Genomic DNA, 23,546 nt, shown 5'->3' with positions numbered 1-23,546 from the left:
GAAAGAAATGAGAGGCTGAAAGAAAAAAGGGCCGCTTCTAATGAAGAAGCGGCCCAAGTCTAGGGAGGAAACGCCCAAGGAGGGCAGCAGTAACGCGAGAAGCGCTACCGCACCGCAACAATATGCGGCCGCGACGCACAAAGTGCAAGGGCTTTCGAGCAGTTTCCCATGCAATGAGGACATAGCTCGGTTGCTTCCAGAGAAACCCAGATTCAGTTCCTTTGATAAGGAAATTCAATGGGTTGATAGTCATTTGCATACGAACGAGGCAGATCCGGAACTAAGGTTTCAACTCAATGATCGATATTTGCCCAGCGGGTGTCTTTGACGAGGCGAACGCTTCCCGCATCCAAAATACCAGGGTGCAAAAGCAAGACAGCGCTGCACGATCCTTCCGATTTGAGCTAGGCAGGAGCGAGCTTCACCCGACTTTCGCTTTTGAGGATACGCCGTGACGGTGATCGATTTCTCCGCCTTCATCGGACGGCTCGCCACCGCCTCCGGCGAAACCATCCTGCCGTTCTTCCGCACCTCGCTGTCGATCGAGGACAAGAGCAAGACCAAGGATTTCGACCCCGTGACCGAGGCCGACCGCGCCGCGGAGGCGGTGATGCGGCGTCTGATCAAGGCCAACTTTCCCCAGCACGGCATCGTCGGCGAGGAATTCGGCAACGAGCGCGAGGATTCGGACTATGTCTGGGTGCTCGATCCCATCGACGGCACCAAATCCTTCATCGGCGGCTTTCCGATCTGGGGCACGCTGATCGCGCTCCTGCACAAGGGCACGCCGGTGTACGGCATGATGCACCAACCCTTCATCGGCGAACGCTTTTCCGGCGACAGCGGCTCGGCTCATTATAAGGGCCCCTCCGGCGAGCGCCGGCTCCAGGTCCGGCGCTGTGCTTCGCTGTCGGAGGCGACAACCTACACCACCAGCCCGCTGCTGATGAACGATCGCGACCGCGCCATCTTCGGCCGCATCGAGAAGGGCGCGCGGCTGTCGCGCTATGGCGGCGACTGCTATTCCTATTGCATGCTGGCGGCAGGTCACGTCGATCTCGTGGTCGAGACCGAGCTGAAGCCTTACGACATCGCAGCCCTGATCCCGATCGTGACCGGCGCCGGCGGCGTCGTCACCACCTGGGAAGGCAAGCCGGCGCAGGGCGGCGGCCGCATCATCGCGGCCGGCGACGCCAGGGTTCACGAAGAAGCACTGAAACTGCTCAACGGATAAGCGATACAGGAGCCTGCATGACCAACCCGCGCACGCTCCTTCTCGCGGCCTTGCTTCTGTTTCCGACGCTCGCCTCCGCCCAGAATTTCCCGACCAAGCCAATCAAGCTGATCGTGCCGTTCCCGGCTGGCGGCCCCAACGACATCATCGCGCGAGTGATCGGCCAGCGCATGTCGGAGCTATCAGGGCAGCCGGTGCTGATCGACAATCGCGGCGGCCAGGGCGGCGTGCTCGGGACCGATGCCGTCTCCAAGGCTGCACCTGACGGCTACACCATCGCGATCTCCAGCGCCGGCGCGCTGGCGATCAGCCCGAGCATGGAGCGGGTCGCGTACGATACGCTGAACGACCTCACGCCGGTGACTCTGGTTGCGACCGTGCCGGAAATGCTCGTTGTCGCCACCAACGTCCCCGCAAAAGACATCGCGGAATTGATCGCGCTCGCCAAGGCGCAGCCGGGAAAACTCAACTTTGCGTCCTCCGGACCCGGTAGCCTGCCGCATCTCGCCGGTGAATTGTTCAAGCTGACGGCGAAGATCGACATCGTGCACGTGCCCTATCGCGGCGCGGCGCCGGCCGTGAACGATCTGCTGGGCCAGCAGGTGCAGATGACGTTCCTGGATCTCCCCGTGCTGCTACCGCAGGTCAAGGCGGGCGCCTTGCGGCCGATCGCGGTCGGCTCGGCCGAGCGTTCGCCGACCGCGCCTGACGTGCCGACCACCGCGGAAGCCGGCTTTGCCGATCTGCGCATCGAGAACTGGTACGGCATGGTCGCGCCGAAGGGCACGCCGAAGGAGATCGTCACCGCGCTGCATGATCTGACCACGAAGGCGATGGCGGATCCCGCGGTGAAGGAAAAGCTCGCCGCCCAGGGCGCGACGCTGATCGGCGACGAGCCGGAGCATTTTCGCGCCTTTATCGCCGACGAGACCAGGAAATGGGCGAAGGTGATCAAGGACGCTGGCGTGGAGACCGCGAAGTAGCTGCGTCTTACCCCTCGCTGAAGGGCGGGGAAATCTCAGAGCTCACACTGCCGCAGACCGCAAATGCTCCACCAGCATCTTCGCCGGGCGCGGCAGCGTCTTGAAGCTTCGCGCGCAGATCACGAGTTTGCGGTTGGCCCAGCTATCGCGCAGGCGGACCATGGCGAGCGGCATCAGTTTTGCGCAGCGACGGGCGGCAGCTTCGGGCACCAGCGCGACGCCGACATCGGCGGCGACCATCTGGCAGATCGCATCGAAGTCGCGCAAGCGTGCGCGGTAATGCGGCCGCATGCCGAGCCGGGCGGCGTGCTTCGAAATATGAACCTGGAGCGCGGTGGCGCTGGTCAGCCCGACGAAGTCGCAAGCGCCCGCCTCCTGGAAATCGATTGCGCGGCGGCCGGCGAACGGGCCGCGCCTGGACGTCACCAGCGTCAGGCGATCCTCGCTGAAGGCGAAGCGCTCGATATGATCGGGCAGCGCGTGCTCGGCGGCGAATCCGAGATCGGCGGCACCGGCGGTGATCGCGGCCGCGATGTCGGTGCTTTCGCGCTCCTCGATGTCGATGGCGACGTCGCGATGCTCGCGCAGGAAGCCGGCGAGCGCCTTCGGCAGATGCTCCGAAAGGCCGGAGGTATTGGCGAGGAAATGCACGCTCGCGCGCACGCCGCTGGCAAAGCCCGCGAGATCGCCGCGCATGGCGTCGATCTGGTGGATGACGAGACGGGCGTGATCGAGCAGGCTCTCGCCGGCCGAGGTCAACTCGACGCCGCGGCGCCCGCGCTTGAGCAGCGCGACGCCGAGCGCATCCTCCAGCCCCTTGATGCGCGCGCTGGCCGAGGCCAGGGCCAGATGCGACCGCTCCGCGCCGCGGGTGATACTGCGCTGGTCGGCGACCGCGATGAACAGTTGGAGGTCGACGAGGTCGAAGCGCATCCGGGTCCCTTCAGCCTTCGCTCCGAACGAAGGCTATCTCCGTAACCTACAGATTGTGCCGGCGCGCGGCATCGGTCAATGTGCAGATATGATCGACCCGCTCCTCGTTCTCATCGCCGCCGTTTTCCTGCTCGCCGGATTCGTCAAGGGCGTGGTCGGGCTCGGCCTGCCGACGGTGTCCATGGGCCTGCTCGCGGTGAGCATGGCGCCCAGCCGCGCGATCGCCATCGTGATCGTGCCTGCCATCGTCACCAACATCTGGCAGACTTTCGTCGGCCCCCACTTGCGCGACATCCTGAGGCGGCTGTGGCCGCTGATGATCGGCACCGTCATCGGGTGCTGGCTCAATGCCGGCGCGCTCACTGGCCCGCATGCGCGCTACGGCACGATCGTGCTCGGTATCCTGCTCGTCATCTACGCGATCATCGGGCTGAACAAATTCCAGTTTCACGTTGCGCCAAAGAACGAGAAATGGGTTGGCGGCGTGGTCGGCGTGGTCACCGGCGTGATCTCGGCCTCGACCGGCGTGCAGGTGATCCCCTCAATGCCGTTCATGCAGGCGATCGGCATGGAGAAGGACGAGCTGGTGCAGGCGCTCGGCGTGTTCTTCACGACAGCGACACTGGCGCTCGCCTTCAACCTCACCGCGGGCGGATTGCTGACGCCGGCCAATGCAGTGCCGGGCGCTGTGGGCATGGCTTGCGCGTTTGCCGGCATGTACATCGGCCAAACGGTGCGGGCGCGGATGCCGGCGGAAGCGTTTCGCCGCTGGTTCCTGATCGCCATGATCCTGCTCGGCCTCTATCTCGCCGGGAGTGCGCTGCTGAAGGAATTCGCGTGAAAGACGTTACCGCGTCTCCAGCATGGCGACGCGGATGCCGAGATAGATGAAGAGGCCGCCGAGGGCACGGTTGACCCAGGCGACCGCGCCTTCGGAGCTCCGCAAGCGGTGGGCGGCCTTTGCCGCGAACGCCGCCAGCACCAGGCACCACAGCGTTCCCGTGCAGATGAAGATCAGGCCGAGCGTCAGGAAGGCGAGCGGCTTGTGCGCCGAGTCGGCTGCGACGAATTGCGGCAGGAAGGCCAGGAAGAACAGCGCGACCTTGGGATTGAGCGCGTTGGTGAACACGCCCTGGAGGAAAACCCGCCGCAGCGAGCTCTGCACCGGCTCGTCGATGGTTGAGGCCAGGACCGGGCGCGACCACAGCATCTGAAGCCCGGTCACGACGAGATAGGCCGCGCCGACCAACTTCAGGATCGAGAACGCGGTCGATGAAGCCATCAGCAGGGCCGAAAGGCCGATCGCGGCGCCCGCGACGTGGAAAAAGCAGCCGCAACTGATGCCCAGCGCCGCCGCAGCACCACCTCGCCAGCCCAGCTGCATGCTGCGGCCGATCACATAGACCGTATCTGGCCCCGGCGTGATGTTGAGCAGCACGCCCGACAGGACGAAAAGCCAGATTTCGTGAATGCCCAGCATGTGTGACGTGCCTCCGCCGCCCAACCGTCGTCCCTAGAAGGCGGCTTAGTGGGTTCGCTCGTCGCCGTCCACCGCCGGGATTGCCGAGGATTTACCTCGAATTTGCAATGCGGATCATACTTTCGCTCGGCCTCATCTGCTCTATAAGGAATGCTTCTTGAATGCGGGGATTCGAGGCGACGGCCACGCCGTGGCCGGTCCTCGGTCTCTTCCAAGTCTCTTGCAAGTCTCTTGGAGCTCCGGAATGGAAAGACGTCTGGCTGCCATTGTCTGCGCCGATGTCGCCGGCTATTCGCGCATGATGGGCACCGATGAGGCCGGCACCCATGCCGCCTTCAAGGCCCATCGCAGCGCGATCCACCCCATCATCCTCAATCACGGCGGCCGCGTCGTCAAAAACACCGGCGACGGCTTCTTGCTGGAGTTCCCCTCGATCGTCGGCGCCACCGAGGCCGCGATCGCGATGCAGACGCTGATGGCGGAGCGCAATCACCATCTGCCCGCCGATCGCGCCATGCAGTTCCGCCTCGGCATCCACATGGGTGACGTCATCGCCGACGAGGACGAGGTCTTTGGTGACGATGTCAACATTGCCGTCCGCCTCGAAGCCGTGGCGAGCCCCGGCGGCTTCGCGATCTCGGCCAAGGCCTACAAGGAGGCCAGCAAGCATCTCACCGTGCCGCTGGTCGATGCCGGCAACCACCGCTTCAAGAACATCAAGGATCCGATCGGGGTCTGGACCTGGACGCCTGAGGGTGCACCGGCGCTTGCGCCCGCGCTGAGGGAGGCATCCGCCCTCTCGCAGCAGTATCGCACCGCGATCGTCGGCGTGCTGCCTTTCGCCAATCTCAGCGACGCACAGGACGAGTATTTCTCCGACGGCCTGACCGAGGATTTGATTCACGCGCTGTCGCTGCAATCCTTCTATCGCGTGCTTAGCCGCAACTCGACCTTCGTGTTCAAGGGCAACAACGTCAGCACCCGTCTGATCGCGCGGGAGATCGACGCTAGCTATCTGATCCAGGGTTCGGTGCGGCGTGCCGGAGCCAAGATCCGCGTCACCGCCGAACTGATCGCGCCGGAGACCGGCGAGCAGCTCTGGACCGGCCGCTACGACCGCGACATCGGCGATCTCTTCGCGATGCAGGACGAGATCACCACCAACCTGTCCGCCGCCATCGCTACCGAGATCGTCCGGGCCGAGGCCTCGGCGCCGGCGCGGCTCTCGACCGACGTCACCGCCTGGGACCGCTTCCTCAAAGGGCTGTCGCACTATTATCGGCAAACCAAGGAAGACCTGGCCATCGCCGTCGACCTGTTCCGGGAGGCCATCAGACTCGAGCCCAAGCTGTCGATTGCGCATGCCTATCTCGCCACGATCCAGATCCAGAGCATCCAGTTCGGCTGGGTCAAGGGCACGCGCGAGATGTGGGCCGAAGCGATGAAGCTTGCCGAAACCAGTGTCCGGCTCGACCCACGCTCGTCATTTGCGTTCTCGATTCTGTCCTGGACCCACGCGCTGGAGGGCCATTACGAGGCCGCGATGGACGCCGCCAAGCGCGCCGTCGCGCTCAACCCCTACGACAACGGCGCGCGCGGCGTGCTCGGCATCTGCCATTTCGCCATTGGCGAGCACCGCGAGGCGATCGAGCTGTTCTCGATGGCCGCACAGCGCGACAACAGCGATCCGCGCTACCAATGGGCCGCACTGAACGCCTTCAGCCATTATCTGCTGGGCCAATATGACGCGACCCTGTCATGGGCTCGAGAACAGCTCTACATCAACCCGAACCATTTGCAGGCGCTGGCGATCCGCGCCGCGGCGCTGGCGCAATTGGGGCGGGCCGACGAGGCGGTCGAGGCGACCCGCGTGCTCATGGGTAACTACCCGACTCTCAATGTCGACCGCCATTTGCGCAATTTCCACTGGAAGCGGCCCGAGGACCTCGCCCATTACCGCGCCGGACTCTTGAATGCGGGCGTGCCGCTCGGCAAACTCACCCTGGTCTCGAGCGACGTCAAACGCATCGCCGAATCCTGAGGGCCAGCCGCGGCCACGCGGCAATGTCCCCTCTGCCCTTATTGACACGACAGTGACTTCAGCCACACTCCACTACACGCTGAAGTAGTATAACGTGTTGTCGGTTTGTCAGGACTTTCCGCGCTCTATCGCCGCGTCTTTATTTCACGATTCGCCGTTTTCAGGATCTTGGGCCATGCATGACTCCGCTCCGAAGCCCCCCTTCGACCCCTCGATCCAGGTCTCGCCGAACAATCCCTGTCCATTCCTGCGCGGCCTCGTCGGCGAGGGGTTTGTTGACGGCGGAACCGTCCCGCTCGGCACGCTGTCGCAAACGATCGCGAATGCGAGCGGCGAGACCGGGCTGAAGAAGGTCTCGGCCCGCATCCAGGTCCGCGGCGTCGCGCTCATCGCCAACGGTCTCGGTCACATCCTGAAGAGCATATTTTCGGGCGCGCAGCTCGATGCGTTGCGTGGCGGCCCTCTCGACAAGCGCGGTGCCGGCTCGCGCGTCCTCGGCGTCGACGGCACGGTCGATGAGGACGAGCTCGCGCGGTTTGCGAGCTTCGGGCGGAACTACCAGGATCCGAACGGCGGCGGCTCCGAGCCGGGTCTCAACGCCTCGGAAATCGGCGTCTTCATGCGCGACAACCTCAAGCGCGCCGGCGGCGCCGCGCGCTGGTACTACCCCCTGCTGATGAAGTTCGAGTGGCCGATCCTCCTGAAGATCGTGGGCAAGGGCGCGGGTGAGGACCGCTATCTCAGCGTGGCCGACGTGCGCACTCTGTTCAACGAGCGGCAATTCCCTGCTCGCATCAACCAGCGGCTCGTATCGCAGCCGGTGCTGTCGACCTGCCAGCGCGTGGTGCGGGGCGCCCTCAAAATTGCGGCCCTGCTCGTCGCCCTCGGTCTTGCCTTGCTCGTTGCGGTCGCCGAATTCCCCGACCAGGTGCGCGCCATGCTACCGCAAAAGGGAATTCTCGTGAATCTCCTGCCGCCCCCCTTGCCCACGGCCCCTGAGACGAAAGCGGCCTATTGGCTCGAGCAAAACTGGTCGCTGAAGGACAGGCACTGGTTTCACCATGCCAGCCAGGGCACCGCGACCTTCCCGGTGCCCTATGAATGGTTCATGGCCCTGGAGCAGCCGCGCCTGCATCTGTTCTCGCGGCCGGGCATGATGACGGACAGCGCCTATCTCGAGCGCTTCGGGTTCATCCCGAGCCCGCAGTCGATCCAGACCGATGCGACGTCACTACGCCGCTTCGGTTACGCCAATGTCTACGAGACGACGCAGGTGCCGGACTGGTCGACTAGGTGGACGCCGGCGGAGAACGTCGACGGCCTGCCGGTCGGCTTCGCACGGATGACCGGTGTCAGCGATCCCGCGACGGGCCGGCGCGAAGAGGACAAGATCGGGCTGACCTGCGCGGCCTGCCATACCGGCCAGATCCACTACCAGGGCGTGAACGTGCGTTTCGACGGCGGCCCGGCCATGACCGACCTGAAGAAGCTCGAGCTCTCCACCGGCCTGTCGATCGCCTACACGCTTTACGTGCCGTTCCGCTTCCAGCGCTTCGCCGATCGCGTGCTCGGCCCCGATGCCAGCAAGGCTGACCGCGCCGCGCTCAAGCAGAAGCTCAGCGCGATCGGCAACTTCCTGATCGACTGGGCGCAAACCCAGCAAAAGACGATTGAAGGCAAGAAGACCTGGAACGGCAGGCAGCAGAGTGACACCGAGGAAGGGTTCGGTCGCCTCGACGCTCTCAATCGCATCGGCAATCAGGTGTTTTCGCAGGATCTCGCGCTGAGCGGGATCAAGGGATTCGAGAAGAACCTGCACGCCCAGGACGCCCCGGTCAGCTATCCCCCGATCTGGACCGTGCCCTGGTTCAAGTTCGCCCAGTACGACGCCTCGATCGAGCAGCCGCTGATCCGCAACGCCGGCGAAGCCCTCGGCGTGACAGCGCTGCTCAACCTGTCCGACGCCTATCCGGAGGACAGGCTGTGGCGCTCCTCGGTCCATATCAACACGCTCGGCTGGATCGAGGACATGCTCAGGGGGCCAGATCCGTTCACGACGGCAGATCCCTCCACCGGTCCGAAGTTCGGCGGCCTGCTTGCGCCGAAATGGCCCTCGCAGATCCTTGGCGACAATTGGAGGCTCGATCAGAAGAAGGTCGACAATGGCCGCAAGATTTACGCCGAAATGTGTTCAGGCTGCCATCTGCCGGCGATCGACACTCCGGCTTTCTGGTCGTCGAGACATTGGGAGCCGAGCGGCGACAGCAAGGTGCTGAACGCGGTGACGATCCCCCTCGACGAGATCAAGACGGATCCCGAACAGTCGCTCGTGCTCAGCAACAGGATCGTCGATGTGCCCGGCTTCCTCAAGGTGGATACGGCCGACCTCCAGAAATGGTGGCAATGCGACGTCTCGACCGCGAGCTCGCCGACCGAGATGGTGTATGCGCTCGGACTCATGACTGTGGTGGATCTCGTCGCCCGCAAATGGATGGACGACGAGAAGACTCCGGACGCCGAGCGGGCGAAATTGTGGAATCTCGCGCGCAAGAACTGCCTCAATCCGGTGGGGGGAGCGCGCTATCGGGCACGGCCGCTGAACGGCATCTGGGCAACGGCGCCCTATCTGCACAACGGTTCGGTGCCGTCTCTCTACTGGCTGCTGAAGCCTGCAAGCGAGCGCCCGCAAAAATTCTGCATGGGCCGCCGCGACTATGATCCCGTGACCGTCGGCTTTGCGGTCACCGCCGACGAGAAGTGCAAGACGGGTGAAACCGAGTTTTCGGCAGGGTCGGAGAAGGATCCAATCCAAGGCAACAGCGTGCTCGGCCATTCCTTCGAACGCAAGCCGGGCGAGGAAAAACGTCCGGGCGTGATCGGTCGCGTGTTCAAGGACGATAACGAGCGCTACGATCTGATCGAGTATCTGAAGACGCTGTAGTGGGTGATGCTACTTCCTCGTCATGGCCGGGCTTGTCCCGGCCATCCGCGATCTTCGTCACGGCGCGAAGAACGTGGATGCCCGGGACAAGCCCGGGCATGACGGCGTGTGGTCGCAGGGAAGCATCGCTCCCCCTCACTTGAACAGCGGCGTGCCCGGTACGAAGGCGTCGAAGGCTGCCCAGAATTGGGAACGGTAGCGGTCCTGCTCCTGGAGAATCTCGTGCTTGGCGCCGGCGATCACGAGATGGGAGCCGGCGCGTAAATGATAGGCGAACTCCTCGATCGCCGCGATCGAGACCACGGTGTCGCTGGAGGCCGCCAGCATCAGGATCGGCTGACGGATCTCGGACGGGTAGTTTTTGCCCCTGAAAGTGTGCATCGCGCGGAAGGCGGTATCGGCCCAGGCGATCGTCGGTGACGCGAGCCCGAGGGTCGGATCCTCCTCCAGGATCGCGGCATTGCGCGCATAGCGCACGGGATCGCTGGTCAGCGGATTGTTAATGAAGGGATTGAGCCCGGTGATCTGGTCGCTGCCGCCGGGGACATAGCGGCCGCCCATCCCTAACACCCGCATCGTCTTCAGCAGAGCCCGCGCCGGAAACGAGGTGGCGCGGCCGGGCAGGTCGATCATCGGCGCAGACAGCACCATACGGTCGAACCAGCGCTTGCCCGCATGCGCCACCCGCAGCATCACCGTGCCGCCCATGGAGTGGGCGAGCGCAAAGAAAGGCGGCGGGCAATCCGGCAGCACCACCTGCTGCACGAAGGTCTCGACGTCGATCTCGAAATCGGCGAAGTCGCGGACATAGCCCTTGCGCGGATCGCGCAGGCGGCGCGAGGAGTGGCCCTGCCCGCGCCAGTCGATCATCGCCACGGCAAAGCCGCGGTCGCGCAAATCGCGCACGGTCTCGAAATACTTTTCGATCTGCTCACTGCGTCCGGTGAAGACGCAGACGGTGCCCTTGCGGTTCGCCGGCGGCGCCCAGCGCGCAAAGCGCAGCTCGACGCCATCAGGGGTTTTGACGGTGCCGCTGACGACGTCTTCGGGAACGGGATTGGATGGTATCGACACCAGCGTCATGATGGGGAAGGCTTGGGCACGAAGTGCTGCAAATCAGGGGGCGGGAGCGCCGAAAAGGCCAAGTATCCGCCCTCTTGAACGCCGTTCTCCTCAACCCATATCACTTTGGTGCAGGCCGCTACCAGTGTTTCGGAACCGGAACATCAGGCTGCACACAGAGAAAGCCCGGCCCGATTGGCGGGCGGGTTACTCAAACAGTCGCTCAATGGAGGACTTGACCATGCGTACCTACGACCTGACCCCCTTCTACCGTTCGACCGTCGGCTTCGACCGCCTCTTCAACCTGCTCGACCAGGCCGGTTCGGACGGCAGCCCCGGTTATCCCCCCTACAATATCGAGCGCACCGGCGAGAATGACTACCGCATCACCGTTGCGGTCTCGGGCTTCGCCAAGGATGAGCTCTCCATCGTCGCGAAGGAAAACACGCTGACGATCAAGGGCGAGAAAGTCGCCAACGAGAACTCGAAGGCCGAAGTGCTGTACCGCGGCATCGCCGCGCGTGCCTTCGAGCGCGCCTTCCAGCTTGCCGACTTCGTGCAAGTGAAGAACGCCTCGCTCGAGAACGGGCTGCTTCACGTCGACCTCGTCCGTGAGATTCCCGAAGCTAAGAAGCCGCGCCAGATCGCGATCAACACCGGTGCGCAAGGCGCGCAGGTGATCGAGAACTCGGTAGCCGCGTAAATCACGGACGTCACTTCCAGGTTGCGAAAACGCCCCGGTGCCCCGGGGCGTTTTTTTGTTTTGTTCGGCTCTCCTCGTCCCCGCGAAACCAGGAAAATCCTACCGCGAGACCGAGAATCGTGCGCGGAGGGAATACCGAACGAGGGATCCGCCATACCTTCCCTGCGATGATGGTCTCGGCCTTTGCCAGGACGTCAGCGATTGTTGGACTGCGTTGCTGGAGTGTTCCGCCGCATCACAGAGCGGTGAATTGGCGTAACGCCGTCGCCCCGCGCGTCGTCCTTTGGCTATCGAACCAAAAACAAGACGGAGAACGATCATGACTTTCTGGCGCAGCTTTTTCGTCGCCGCGAGCCTGCTGGCGGCCCCTCTCAGCCTCGCTCATGCGCAGACACCGCAGACCGTAAAGGCCAAGAACGTCGTGCTGGTGCACGGCGCCTGGGCCGACGGCTCGAGCTGGTCGGAAGTGATCCCGATCCTCCAGGCCGCAGGGCTCAACGTAACCGCCGTGCAGAATCCGCTGTCGTCGCTTGCGGATTCCGTCGAAGCCACCAAGCGCGTGCTGGCCGAACAGGACGGTCCGACCGTGCTGGTCGCGCATTCCTGGGGCGGCACCGTCATCAGCCAGGTCGGCACCGACCCGAAGGTCACCGGCCTCGTCTATGTCGCCGCACGTGCGCCCGATGCCAACGAGGATTTCGTCGCGCTGTCGAAGCAATTCCCGACCGGCCCCGTGCGTGCCGGCATCGTCGAGCGCGACGGTTACACAAAACTCTCGGAAGACGCCTTTCTGAAGTACTTCGCCAATGGCGTGAAGCCCGAGCAGGCCAAGGAGCTCTACGCCGTGCAATGGCCGACCGCCGCCTCGATCTTCGCCGGTCGCACCACCGAGGCGGCATGGCACTCCAAGCCGAACTGGTACGCGGTGTCGAAGAACGACTACACCATCAATCCCGATCTCGAACGCTTCCTCGCCAAGCGCATGAACGCCACCACGATCGAGCTCGACGCCGGCCACCTCTCGCTGGTGTCGCACCCGAAGGAGGTGGCGAATTTGATCCTGGAAGCGGCGGGGTATGGCCGGAGCTGAGCGGCGCTTGTCATGGTGCAAAGGCGCTTAAGTGCTCAGGCGCCTTTTGTTTTGCTCCGCTCTCTCCCCAATGTCGTCCTGGCGAAGGCCAGGACCCATTACCACAAGGGGATGTTTGGCGAAGATTAGTCATCCGGTACTCACACCACGCACAATCGACAGACCTCGCGGTATGGGTCTTGGCTTTCGCCAAGGACGACACCGTTGGTGTGATGCGGGCCATTGCATCAAACGCTCACGTTTAGTCCAGCCCCTGCGCTGCCGGCATGTCCTGTGTCGGCAGGATCGTTGGAGCAGGTTTGGCCAGACCGACGGTTGGAGCAATGACCTGCGGCGCGGCCTCGGCGGGCTTTGCCGGCACGACTGCCACGGTCTGCGTGGCAGGTTGAGCCTGCGCTGCCTGTGCCGTCGCAGGCTCGGCCGGCTTCGCCGCGGCGACCGGCGCCTCGCGCGGCGGGGCGGCCTTCGGGAGCGGGACGGTGCGGCTGGCGACATGCGGGATCGGGGCCGGTGGGCGGGGCGGACCACTGCGGACCATGGTCGGCGGCGGCAGCGCGCTTTGCGGGCGGTAAGGTGCAACCGCAGGCTGCTCGTAGCCCGGCGCCATGCCGTAAGCGTCAGCAGCTGGCATGAAGCGCAAAATCCTTCCGTCGCGGGCGTCGATCACCAGCCGGCCGTCCTCGCCGCGGCGGTCGATCACCGCGATGGTGTAGACGCTGCCGCGCAGGCGCGGGATGCCCAGCGGAGAAAACCCGTTTTCGCGCAGCACCGCGTAGACCTCGGTCGATGGCAGCAGCACCGGGGCCGGCCCGCGTTCCTCGTAGCCCGAGCCGTAGCCATAGCGCGGCGGCGGGGGCGGCGCGGCGTCCGATGGCGCATAGGGTCCGTCGAAATCCGAGACCGCGATCATCGCCCCTCGCACTGGAACTTGCGCTTGAGCCGCGGTCGCGGCCAGCACCAGCGCGGCGGCGGCCACACATCCTGTGAAAAACTTCATGGTCGAGACGCTCCTGTCAGGCCCCCGGACGGATCGCGCTCTTTCGCTTCTTGCGGCGTGGCGCGCCCTCCGAAGGGTCGATCCGAAGCATCATTGGGGATTTCGGCGTCGGCGGGGCCGGATCAGGGCGCGTTTGCTTCAAAACCGGGGCCGCGCAACTTTTGGAAAGCGATTGATTGACAGATGGGGAATCGGGACTTGCGCGCGCTTGTGTGATAGACAAAAATTTGGCAAGGTGATGGTTAGGACAGGAAGACTGTCTCAATTTTGCTTGCGGTTCCGGCATAGGGATTGCAACGAAAGTCGGTGCTTTCGAGCGCCAAGAAGGCAACAGGCAAAGCCGTTCTCGGGGACGAAGAACGCCTTGGCCTGAATTTAAGAAAATGCGGCTCGCGAGCGGACGAGCGGTGACCCAGAAGCGGGTGCCGCGGGACGCCCAAGGTGCGCCGAAGGTGGCGGTGAGGCAGCTTGCCGCATGGAGAGGACGAGGACATGAACGGGTCGCAAGTCGAGCGCGGAAACATCGTGGCAGAGCAACTGTCGGCGACGGTCGCCTCGAAAACGACCGATCCGATTCGGGAACACAATTCACGCCCGCCGGCCGTAGGTCTTTATGATCCGAGCCTGGAAAAGGATTCCTGTGGCGTCGGCTTCATCGCCAACATCAAGGGCCAGAAGTCCCACGAGATCGTCGCGGACGCGTTGAGCATCCTCTGCAATCTCGAGCACCGCGGCGCCGTCGGCGCCGACCCGCGCGCCGGTGACGGCGCCGGCATTCTGGTGCAGATCCCGCATGCTTTCTTCAGCCGCAAGGCGAAGGAGCTCGGCTTCGCGCTGCCCAATCCCGGCGAATACGCCATCGGCGCGCTGTTCATGCCGCGCGACACCGCATGGCGCAACGTCATCAAGAGCATCATCGCCGATCAGATCAAGGAAGAGGGCCTGACGCTGCTCGGCTGGCGCGACGTGCCAACCGACAATTCCTCGCTCGGCGTCACCGTGAAGCCGACCGAGCCCGCCTGCATGCAGGTGTTCATCGGCCGCAACGGCACCGCCAAGACCGAGGACGATTTCGAGCGCCGGCTCTACATTCTGCGCAAGTCGATCTCGCAAGCGATCTATCAGCGCCGCGACCGCGGCCTCGCCGGCTATTATCCGTGCTCGATGTCCTGCCGCACCGTGATCTACAAGGGCATGTTCCTCGCCGACCAACTCGGCAAGTACTATCCCGATTTGCACGAGGCGGACTTCGAGAGCGCGTTGGCGCTCGTTCACCAGCGTTTCTCGACCAACACCTTCCCGGCGTGGTCGCTGGCGCATCCCTACCGCATGATCGCGCATAACGGCGAGATCAACACCCTGCGCGGCAACGTCAACTGGATGGCGGCGCGCCAGGCATCGGTGAGCTCCGAGCTTTATGGCAAGGACATCAACCGGCTCTGGCCGATCTCCTACGAAGGCCAGTCGGACACCGCCTGCTTCGACAACGCGCTCGAATTCCTGGTGCAGGGCGGCTACTCGCTGCCGCACGCCGTCATGATGATGATTCCGGAGGCGTGGGCGGGCAATCCCTTGATGGATGAGAAGCGCCGCGCCTTCTACGAATATCATGCAGCCCTGATGGAGCCGTGGGACGGCCCCGCCGCGATCGCCTTCACCGACGGCCGCCAGATCGGTGCCACGCTGGACCGCAACGGCCTTCGTCCCGCGCGCTATCTCGTCACCAAGGACGACCGCATCGTGATGGCGTCCGAGATGGGCGTGTTGACGATTCCCGAGGACCAGATCATCACCAAGTGGCGCTTGCAGCCCGGCAAGATGCTGCTGGTCGACCTCGAGCAGGGCCGCCTCATCCCCGACGACGAGATCAAGGCCGAGCTCGCCAGGAGCCATCCCTACACGGAGTGGCTGGAGCGGACACAGATCGTGCTGGAAGAGCTGCCGAAGGTGCCGACCACCGGCGTGCGCTCCAACCTGTCGCTGCTCGATCGCCAGCAGGCGTTCGGCTACAGCCAGGAAGACATCACCATCCTGATGACGCCGATGGCCTCCACCGGCGAGGAAGCCGCAGGCTCGATGGGCAACGACACGCCGATCTCGGCGCTGTCGGCCAAGGCCAAGCCGCTGTTCACCTACTTCAAGCAGAACTTTGCGCAGGTCACCAATCCGCCGATCGACCCGATCCGCGAGGAGCTGGTGATGAGCCTCGTCTCCATCATCGGACCGCGGCCGAACCTGTTCGACCTGCAAGGCCTTGCCACCACCAAGCGCCTCGAAGCGCGCCAGCCGATCCTGACCGACGCGGACCTCGAAAAGATCCGCTCGATCTCCGAGGTCGCCGAGTCGCACTTCAAGTCGCGCACGCTGGACACCACCTTCCACGCCGGCCTCGGCGCGGCCGGCATGGACCAGGTGCTGGACGAGCTCTGCGCGCGCGCCGAGAGCGCTGTGCGCGAGGGCGTCAACATCATCATCCTGTCTGACCGCATGGTCGGCACCGACCGGGTTCCGATCCCGTCGCTGCTGGCGTGCGCCGCCGTGCATCATCATTTGATCCGTACGGGATTGCGCACCTCGGTCGGCCTCGTCGTCGAGTCTGGCGAGCCGCGCGAAGTGCATCACTTCGCCTGCCTGGCCGGCTACGGCGCGGAAGCGATCAATCCGTATCTGGCGTTCGAAACCATCATCGCGATGAAGGACCGCCTGCCCGGCTCGCTCGACGACTACGAGATCGTCAAGCGCTACATCAAGTCGATCGGCAAGGGCCTGCTCAAGGTGATGTCCAAGATGGGCATCTCGACCTACCAGTCCTATTGCGGCGCGCAGATCTTCGACGCCATCGGCCTGAGGGCGGAATTCGTCGGAAAATTCTTCGCCGGTACGCACACCCGCGTCGAGGGCGTCGGCCTTGGCGAGATCGCCGAAGAGGCGGTGCGCCGTCATGCCGACGCGTTCGGCGAGGCTCTCGTTTACAAGACCTCGCTCGATGTCGGCGGCGAATACGCCTATCGCAGCCGCGGCGAGGACCATGCATGGACCGCCGAGTCGGTGGGGCTGCTTCAGCACGCCGCGCGCGGCAATTCGCTGGAGCGCTACCGCGCATTCGCGAAGATCCTCAACGAGCAGTCGGAGCGTCTCCTGACGCTGCGCGGCCTGTTCCGGATCAAGAACGCGGACGAGGAGAAGCGCAAGCCGGTGCCGCTCGACCAGGTCGAGCCGGCCAAGGACATCGTCAAGCGTTTCGCCACCGGCGCGATGAGCTTCGGCTCGATCTCGCGCGAGGCGCACACCACGCTCGCGATTGCCATGAACCGGATCGGCGGCAAGTCGAACACCGGCGAAGGCGGCGAGGAAGCCGACCGCTTCAAGCCGATGCCGAACGGCGACAGCATGCGCTCGGCGATCAAGCAGGTCGCCTCCGGCCGCTTCGGCGTCACCACCGAGTATCTCGTCAACTCCGACATGATGCAGATCAAGATGGCGCAGGGTGCCAAGCCCGGCGAAGGCGGCCAGCTGCCCGGCCACAAGGTCGACGCCACCATTGCCAAGGTGCGTCACTCCACGCCCGGCGTCGGCCTGATCTCGCCGCCGCCGCACCACGACATCTACTCGATCGAGGATCTGGCGCAGCTCATCTACGACCTCAAGAACGTCAACCCGGACGGCGCGGTCTCGGTCAAGCTGGTCTCCGAGATCGGGGTCGGCACGGTGGCCGCGGGCGTCGCCAAGGCGCGCGCCGACCATGTCACCATCGCGGGCTTCGAGGGCGGCACCGGCGCTTCGCCGCTGACCTCGATCAAGCACGCGGGGTCACCGTGGGAGATCGGTCTCGCCGAAACTCACCAGACGCTGGTGCGCGAGCGGCTGCGCAGCCGCATCGTGGTCCAGGTCGACGGCGGCTTCCGCACCGGCCGTGACGTCGTGATCGGCGCGCTGCTCGGCGCCGACGAGTTCGGCTTCGCCACTGCGCCGCTGATCGCGGCCGGCTGCATCATGATGCGCAAGTGCCATCTCAACACCTGCCCGGTCGGCGTCGCGACCCAGGACCCGGTCCTGCGCAAGCGCTTCACCGGCCAGCCCGAGCATGTGATCAACTACTTCTTCTTCGTCGCCGAGGAGGTCCGCGAGATCATGGCCTCGCTCGGCTTCCGCAGCTTCAACGAGATGATCGGCCAGGTGCAGCTGCTCGACCAGACCAAGCTGGTCGCGCACTGGAAGGCCAAGGGCCTCGACTTCTCGAAGCTGTTCGTCAAGCAGAAGGAAGAGAAGGGCCAGAAGATCTATCACTCCGAGCGCCAGAACCATCATCTGGAAGCCGTGCTCGACCGTACGCTGATCGAGCAGGCGACGCCTGCGCTCGACCGCGGTGCGCCGGTGAAGATCGAGGCCAAGATCAACAGCACCAACCGCTCCGCGGGCGCGATGCTGTCGGGTGCGGTCGCCAAGATCTACGGCCATGCCGGCCTGCCGCATGAGACCATCCATGTCAGCCTCAAGGGCACTGCCGGCCAGGCTTTCGGCGCCTGGCTGGCGCAAGGCGTCACCTTCGAGCTCGAAGGCGAAGCCAACGACTATGTCGGCAAGGGCCTCTCGGGCGGCAAGATCATCGTCAAGCCGCCGGCCAACAGCGGCATCGTGCCGGAAGAGAGCATTATCGTCGGCAACACCGTGATGTACGGCGCCATTCAAGGCGAGTGCTACTTCCGCGGCATCGCCGGCGAGCGTTTTGCCGTGCGCAATTCCGGCGCCGTGGCGGTGGTCGAGGGCGCGGGCGACCATTGCTGCGAATACATGACAGGCGGCATCGTGGTCGTGCTCGGCAAGACCGGGCGCAACTTCGCGGCCGGCATGTCCGGCGGCATCGCCTATGTGCTGGACGAGACCGGCGACTTCGACAGGCTGTGCAACATGGCGATGGTTGAGCTCGAGCCGGTGCTGTCGGAAGAGCTGATCAACGCCGGCACCTATCACCACTCCGGTGACCTCGAGGCGCACGGCCGGGTCGACGTGTTCAAGGACCTGCTCGCCTCCGACGTCGAGCGCCTCCACGTCCTGATCACGCGCCATGCCAAAGCGACCGGCTCCAGGCGCGCCGCCGACATCCTGGCCAACTGGAAGGACTGGCTGCCCAAATTCCGCAAGGTGATGCCGGTCGAATACCGGCGCGCGCTGCGCGAGATGGCCGCCAACGCGGACGCCGAGCCGAAAATCGCGATCGGGGCGTAGGACATCAGCGCCCGTCATTGCGAGCGCAGCGAAGCAATCCAGACTTTCTACTCGGAAGCAGACTGGATTGCTTCGTCGCAAGAGCTCCTCGCAATGACGGTGAGGAAACAACAAACGATTAGACGGCAGGGACTTCGGGTTTAATGGGCAAGATCACGGGTTTTCTCGAAATCGAACGGCATGACCGCAAGTACACCCCGGTCGCCGAGCGCGTGAAGCATTTCCACGAGTTCGTCGTTCCCCTCTCCGAGAAGGAAACGCGCGACCAGGCCGCGCGCTGCATGAACTGCGGCATTCCCTATTGCCACGGCACCGGCTCGGTCGCGCCCGGCACGCCGGGCTGCCCGGTCAACAACCAGATCCCGGACTGGAACGACCTCGTCTATCAGGGCAACTGGGAAGAAGCCTCGCGCAATCTGCACTCGACCAACAATTTCCCGGAGTTCACGGGGCGCATCTGTCCGGCGCCATGCGAAGCCTCCTGCACGCTCAACATCGACGACAACCCCGTCACCATCAAGACCATCGAATGCGCGATCGTCGACCGCGCCTGGGACAATGGCTGGCTGAAGCCGGAAGTGGCGGCCGTGAAGACCGGTAAGAAGGTCGCGGTGATCGGCTCGGGTCCGGCCGGCATGGCCTGCGCGCAGCAGCTCGCGCGCGCCGGCCACGACGTGCATCTGTTCGAGAAGTTCGCCAAGGCCGGCGGCCTGCTGCGCTACGGGATCCCCGACTTCAAGATGGAAAAGAACGTCATCGACCGCCGCGTCACGCAGATGGAAGGCGAAGGCGTCACCTTCCACTACAACAGCCATGTCGGCGCTGACGGCAATGTCGATCCGCGCGAGATGCTCAACGAGTACGACGCCGTGGCGCTGACCGGCGGCGCCGAAGCCCCGCGCGACCTGCCGATCCCCGGCCGCGACCTTGCCGGCATCCACTACGCCATGGACTTCCTGCCGCAGCAGAACCGCCGCGTGTCCAATGAACCGTTGAACGGCGTCCAGGAGATTTTGGCCGGCGGCAAGCATGTCGTCGTCATCGGCGGCGGCGACACCGGATCCGACTGCATCGGCACCTCGCTGCGCCAGGGCGCGCTCTCGGTGACCCAGCTCGAGATCATGCCCGCACCGCCGGAGCACGAGAACAAGGGACTGACCTGGCCGAACTGGCCGCTGAAGATGCGGACGTCCTCGAGCCAGGCCGAAGGCGCGATCCGCGAATTCGCCGTGTTGACGCAGAAGTTCACGGGCGAGAACGGCAAGGTCAAGAAGCTGCACTGCGTGCGCGTCGACGACAAGTTCAAGGCGATCGCCGGCACCGAGTTCGAGCTCGACGCCGATCTCGTCCTGCTCGCGATGGGCTTCGTCCATCCCGTGCACGAAGGCCTGCTCAAGATGCTCTCGGTCGAGCTCGACCCGCGCGGCAACGTCAAGGCCAACACGCTCGACTACCAGACCTCGCGCCCGAACGTGTTCACGGCAGGCGACATGCGCCGCGGCCAATCACTGGTGGTCTGGGCCATCCGCGAGGGCCGGCTGTGCGCCCGGTCGATCGATACGTTCCTGATGGGAAAGACGGATCTGCCGCGCTGAGTCGGCGCGAGCCGCCCAAGCTCGAAGGCAGACAATAAATCCGCTGTCGTCCTGGCGAAAGCCAGGACCCATACCGCGTGATCCCTCGATCGTTGGCCGGTCGCAATACCAAACGACGAGTCTTCGCCAAACTACTCCCTGGGGTAATGGGTCCTGGCTTTCGCCAGGACGACACCTCGGGCTTGGCTTCGCCAATCGCAACGACCATGCGCGCTAATTCTGCAGCCTCACCCCCAGCATCACCACCGTGCCCTGCGAGCTTGACCCCGGCTGGTTCGAATCCAGGATGTCGTGGCGGAGCGTGCCCTTGATCCAGATGTTGCGGTTGAGCTTGTAGATCAGATTGCTTTCGAACGAGTAGGTCTTGTCGTTGCGATTCTGGCCCTGGTAGTCGTAGGTGCCGTAGGTGAATTTGCCCACTGCCGTTAGCCAGCGACGGAAATCGTGATCGACTTCGGCGGCGTAGGTGTGCACCAGCACGCCGGAGGAGCCGGGGACGGTGGTCTCGGCGATCTGCGTGTCGGTGGCGAATTTCACGGTGGTCAGGCCGCTTGCATTCCAGATCAGTGAGCCCGAGGTCAGGAAGCCCGCGAGCTGGCTGAGGCGCGGATCGACATAGTTGCGCGCGGAGTAGCCGACCGAGACCTCGCCGATGAGAATGCGCGAGAACTCGAAGGACGTGCCGACCTTGGCGTAGCCGCCGTTCGAATCGCGGAAATAGCCGTTGCGGTCGGCGGCCCGGTCGTGCACGCGGGTGTCGCCCTGGATCTCGACGAACGGCTTCAGGCCCGGCTTGAGATCGTAGGAGAACCGTCCGACGCCGCCATACTGGTTGAAGTCGCGATCGTCGTTGCTGAAGGTCGATCCGTCGGTCAGCTTTGAGTTGGTATAGGCAGTGCGGTCCACGGTGGCGCCGGCCGCGACCTGGAAGCGGTTGAAGCTCTGGTCGAAGCCGACGGTCGTGCCATAGGCGGCGTAAACAGGATATTTTTGCAGGCCGGCCTGCACGTTCGGGCTGCCGGGATTGTCCGTGGCGAGCCGCAGGCGCAGCTGCGTGGTCAGCTTGAGATCGCGATTGACGTCGATGCGGCCGTCGACATGGCCGGTGAAGTCGGGGCGGTCAACCTCGACCGGCGAAGGCGAGGCAAAGCCGTCGATCGTCGCCGGCATGTTGTTGGTGTAGCCGGAGAACGAGCCGCGCAGATCCGCGACCAGTGCGTGGCGCTCCCAGTCGGACGCCACGAGCAGATCGGGCGCGACGACATAGGCCGGCGAGCCGACTGGCTTGTTTAGGCGCGCCGGGTTGGTGTCGTAGCCGGTGGAGAGCTCGAGCCCGCCCTTGATCAGGAAGCTGCCGGCATAGTCGCCGACCGCGCCGAACGCATCCTCGTCGAGCTTGAGGCGGCGGCGCAGCGGCTGGCCGGGCACGTTGCCGGCCAGCGCCGGCGGCACCGGCGCCTTGTTTGCGGAGGCGGACGGCGGCGGCGCGATCTTCGGCGGGCCGAGCGTGGATGGCGCCGGCGTTGTAGTCGGTGCCCGCGAGCCGGGACCGGCAGGGCGCTTCGGCTTGGGCTGACCCGGATAGAGCTTCGGCTGCTGCCGCTTTCGGTTCAGCGAGTCGTAGCCGGAGCTGCTCGCACCATTGGCGGCAGGCAGGCCATAGGTCGGGACCTGGCCGGTCGGGTTCTGGTTGGTCGGGTTTTGGCCAGGGCGCGCCGGCGTCTGCTGGCGCTTGCGCAACTCGGCGTTGGGATCGGGCAGCGCCGGCAGCGCATCCGACGGCGCCTGCGGCACGCCCGCGGTGCGGCGCGTCGGCAGCGTGTCGGGCGAGGCGAAGCCACCCCGGTTGGGACTGAACAGGTCGGGGGTGAGGCTCTGGGCCGCCACGGGGGCGCTTCCAAGGACCATCAGCGCAAAGCACGGCAAAGCCGCGCGCAGGAAATGCGCGCGTTTGCTCCGGCTCCTGCCTGGAGACGACCCCACGATGGAAGAACTCCAACGAAATCAAACACTTTCGCGATTGCCCCCACCGATCGGCGGGAACCATCGTTAATGGAGTTAAAACAATTATGGTTAACGACCGGTTGAGGGTCGGGCCGCCCTCGTCGCATGCAAGACCGTGGCGTGCTAAGCAGGCGCAACGGGCGAACGCCCCTCCTCCCTGGACCAGAACATGCCGAGTTCGAAACCGCTGATGACCCAATCATCCGGCCCCATTCCCGACAGCGTCGAATCCGCACTCCGCACGCTGGAAACGGAGAGCGGCGGCATCAACGCGCTCGCCGCCGCCCTGCGCGGCCCGCTTGGCGCCAGCTTCGCCCAGGCGGTCGATCTGATCCGCAACGCGAAGGGCCGCGTCATCGTCACCGGGCTCGGCAAGTCGGGCCATATGGGCCGGAAGATCGCGGCGACGCTGGCCTCGACCGGCACGCCCGCCTTCTTCGTCCACACCGCCGAAGCCGCCCATGGCGATCTCGGCATGATCACCACCGACGACGTCATCATGGCGCTGTCCTGGTCCGGCGAGCAGCCGGAGATGAAGACTCTGGTGAACTATTCCGCGCGGTTCGCGATCCCGATGATCGCGGTGACGTCGAACGCGGCGTCCTCGCTTGGACAAGCGGCCGACATCGTCCTCGAGCTGCCGAAGGCGCGCGAGGCCTGCCCGCACAATCTGGCACCGACGACCTCGACGATGATGCAGGTCGCGATCGGCGATGCCATCGCGATCGCGCTGCTCGAAGGCCGCGGCTTCACCGCGCTGGAGTTCGCGCATTTCCACCCCGGCGGCAAGTTAGGGGCGATGCTGAAGTTCGTCCGCGACTACATGCGCACCGGCGCGGAGATTCCCATCAAGCCGCTCGGCACCAAGATGTCGGATGCGGTGATGGAGATGTCGGCCAAGGGCCTCGGCTGCGTCTGCATCGTCAACGATGCGGCCGAGGCTGTCGGCATCATCACCGACGGTGACCTGCGCCGCCACATGCGGCCGGACCTGCTGACGGCGTCGGTCGACGACGTCATGACCAGGCAGCCGAAGACAGTGCCGCCCTCGATGCTCGCCACCGAGATGATCGAGGTGCTCAACACCCGCAAGATCACGACGCTGGTCGTGACCGAGGCGGACAAGGTGGTTGGCATCGTGCATCTGCACGATCTGCTGCGGGCGGGCGTGGCGTAGCGCGTCCCTTTCTCTTTCGTCGTTGCGAGCGCAGCGAAGCAATCCAGACTGCCTCCGCGGAAAGATTCTGGATTGCTTCG

The 23,546-nt window shown here is 64.7% G+C and carries 15 protein-coding genes; 10 read left to right on the top strand and 5 right to left on the bottom strand.

What is annotated here, in order from left to right:
* The first annotated feature begins 451 nt into the window (after positions 1–451).
* Together hisN and ABIC03_RS23045 are read left to right on the top strand one after the other, a co-directional pair.
* The gene (gene hisN / locus ABIC03_RS23050; protein ID WP_354061314.1) at positions 452–1,234 is read left to right on the top strand and encodes a histidinol-phosphatase; all 783 of its coding nucleotides are present in this window, start codon (positions 452–454) and stop codon (positions 1,232–1,234) included.
* Between the two features lie 17 nt (positions 1,235–1,251).
* Positions 1,252–2,217, top strand: a complete 966-nt coding sequence (locus tag ABIC03_RS23045; protein ID WP_354061312.1) for a Bug family tripartite tricarboxylate transporter substrate binding protein — start codon at positions 1,252–1,254, stop codon at positions 2,215–2,217.
* A gap of 42 nt (positions 2,218–2,259) precedes the next feature.
* On the opposite strand, the gene ABIC03_RS23040 is transcribed toward ABIC03_RS23045, so the two are convergent.
* On the bottom strand, positions 2,260–3,150 hold the full coding sequence (locus ABIC03_RS23040) for a LysR substrate-binding domain-containing protein (RefSeq protein ID WP_018453344.1): 891 nt from the start codon (positions 3,148–3,150) through the stop codon (positions 2,260–2,262).
* 88 nt (positions 3,151–3,238) lie between these two features.
* Between ABIC03_RS23040 and ABIC03_RS23035 the strand changes: the two genes are divergently transcribed.
* Complete coding sequence (locus tag ABIC03_RS23035) at positions 3,239–3,991, top strand: sulfite exporter TauE/SafE family protein (RefSeq protein ID WP_354061309.1); 753 nt, start codon at positions 3,239–3,241, stop codon at positions 3,989–3,991.
* 6 nt (positions 3,992–3,997) lie between these two features.
* Here the strand turns inward: ABIC03_RS23035 and ABIC03_RS23030 are convergent, their stop codons facing one another.
* Positions 3,998–4,630, bottom strand: coding sequence for a LysE family translocator (locus ABIC03_RS23030; RefSeq protein WP_354061307.1), 633 nt, complete (start codon positions 4,628–4,630; stop codon positions 3,998–4,000).
* 244 nt (positions 4,631–4,874) lie between these two features.
* On the opposite strand from ABIC03_RS23030, the gene ABIC03_RS23025 reads away from it, so the two are divergent.
* Together ABIC03_RS23025 and ABIC03_RS23020 are read left to right on the top strand one after the other, a co-directional pair.
* A complete protein-coding gene (locus ABIC03_RS23025) occupies positions 4,875–6,671 on the top strand; it encodes an adenylate/guanylate cyclase domain-containing protein (protein ID WP_354061305.1) in 1,797 nt (598 codons plus the stop codon).
* Between the two features lie 175 nt (positions 6,672–6,846).
* Positions 6,847–9,612, top strand: a complete 2,766-nt coding sequence (locus ABIC03_RS23020) for a di-heme-cytochrome C peroxidase (RefSeq protein ID WP_354061303.1) — start codon at positions 6,847–6,849, stop codon at positions 9,610–9,612.
* A 135-nt stretch (positions 9,613–9,747) separates the two neighbouring features.
* Here ABIC03_RS23020 and ABIC03_RS23015 read toward each other — a convergent pair whose 3' ends face one another.
* A complete protein-coding gene (locus ABIC03_RS23015) occupies positions 9,748–10,695 on the bottom strand; it encodes an alpha/beta fold hydrolase (protein WP_354061301.1) in 948 nt (315 codons plus the stop codon).
* Positions 10,696–10,915: 220 nt separating this feature from the next.
* Here ABIC03_RS23015 and ABIC03_RS23010 point away from each other — a divergent pair, with 220 nt between their 5' ends.
* Together ABIC03_RS23010 and ABIC03_RS23005 are read left to right on the top strand one after the other, a co-directional pair.
* Entirely contained in the window at positions 10,916–11,377 is a 462-nt protein-coding gene (locus tag ABIC03_RS23010; protein WP_007597127.1) for an Hsp20 family protein, read from the top strand.
* 319 nt (positions 11,378–11,696) lie between these two features.
* The gene (locus ABIC03_RS23005) at positions 11,697–12,467 is read left to right on the top strand and encodes an alpha/beta fold hydrolase (protein WP_354061299.1); all 771 of its coding nucleotides are present in this window, start codon (positions 11,697–11,699) and stop codon (positions 12,465–12,467) included.
* A gap of 241 nt (positions 12,468–12,708) precedes the next feature.
* Here ABIC03_RS23005 and ABIC03_RS23000 read toward each other — a convergent pair whose 3' ends face one another.
* Positions 12,709–13,464, bottom strand: coding sequence for a hypothetical protein (locus tag ABIC03_RS23000; RefSeq protein ID WP_354061297.1), 756 nt, complete (start codon positions 13,462–13,464; stop codon positions 12,709–12,711).
* Between the two features lie 492 nt (positions 13,465–13,956).
* On the opposite strand from ABIC03_RS23000, the gene gltB reads away from it, so the two are divergent.
* Positions 13,957–18,690 (top strand): glutamate synthase large subunit, encoded by a 4,734-nt coding sequence (gltB, locus tag ABIC03_RS22995; protein WP_354061295.1) that lies wholly within the window; start codon positions 13,957–13,959, stop codon positions 18,688–18,690.
* A gap of 143 nt (positions 18,691–18,833) precedes the next feature.
* Complete coding sequence (locus ABIC03_RS22990; RefSeq protein WP_354061293.1) at positions 18,834–20,285, top strand: glutamate synthase subunit beta; 1,452 nt, start codon at positions 18,834–18,836, stop codon at positions 20,283–20,285.
* A gap of 213 nt (positions 20,286–20,498) precedes the next feature.
* Here the strand turns inward: ABIC03_RS22990 and ABIC03_RS22985 are convergent, their stop codons facing one another.
* Entirely contained in the window at positions 20,499–22,268 is a 1,770-nt protein-coding gene (locus ABIC03_RS22985; protein ID WP_354061291.1) for an outer membrane beta-barrel protein, read from the bottom strand.
* A gap of 190 nt (positions 22,269–22,458) precedes the next feature.
* Between ABIC03_RS22985 and ABIC03_RS22980 the strand changes: the two genes are divergently transcribed.
* Positions 22,459–23,466: a KpsF/GutQ family sugar-phosphate isomerase gene (locus tag ABIC03_RS22980; RefSeq protein WP_354061289.1), complete on the top strand. Its 1,008-nt coding sequence runs from the start codon at positions 22,459–22,461 to the stop codon at positions 23,464–23,466.
* Positions 23,467–23,546: the final 80 nt, after the last annotated feature.

The sequence above is a fragment of the Bradyrhizobium sp. RT6a genome, assembly GCF_040547675.1.
In the GTDB taxonomy this organism is placed as follows: domain Bacteria; phylum Pseudomonadota; class Alphaproteobacteria; order Rhizobiales; family Xanthobacteraceae; genus Bradyrhizobium.
Note: the sequence above shows the minus strand (reverse complement) of the source record. Positions and strands in the feature narration are given on the sequence as shown.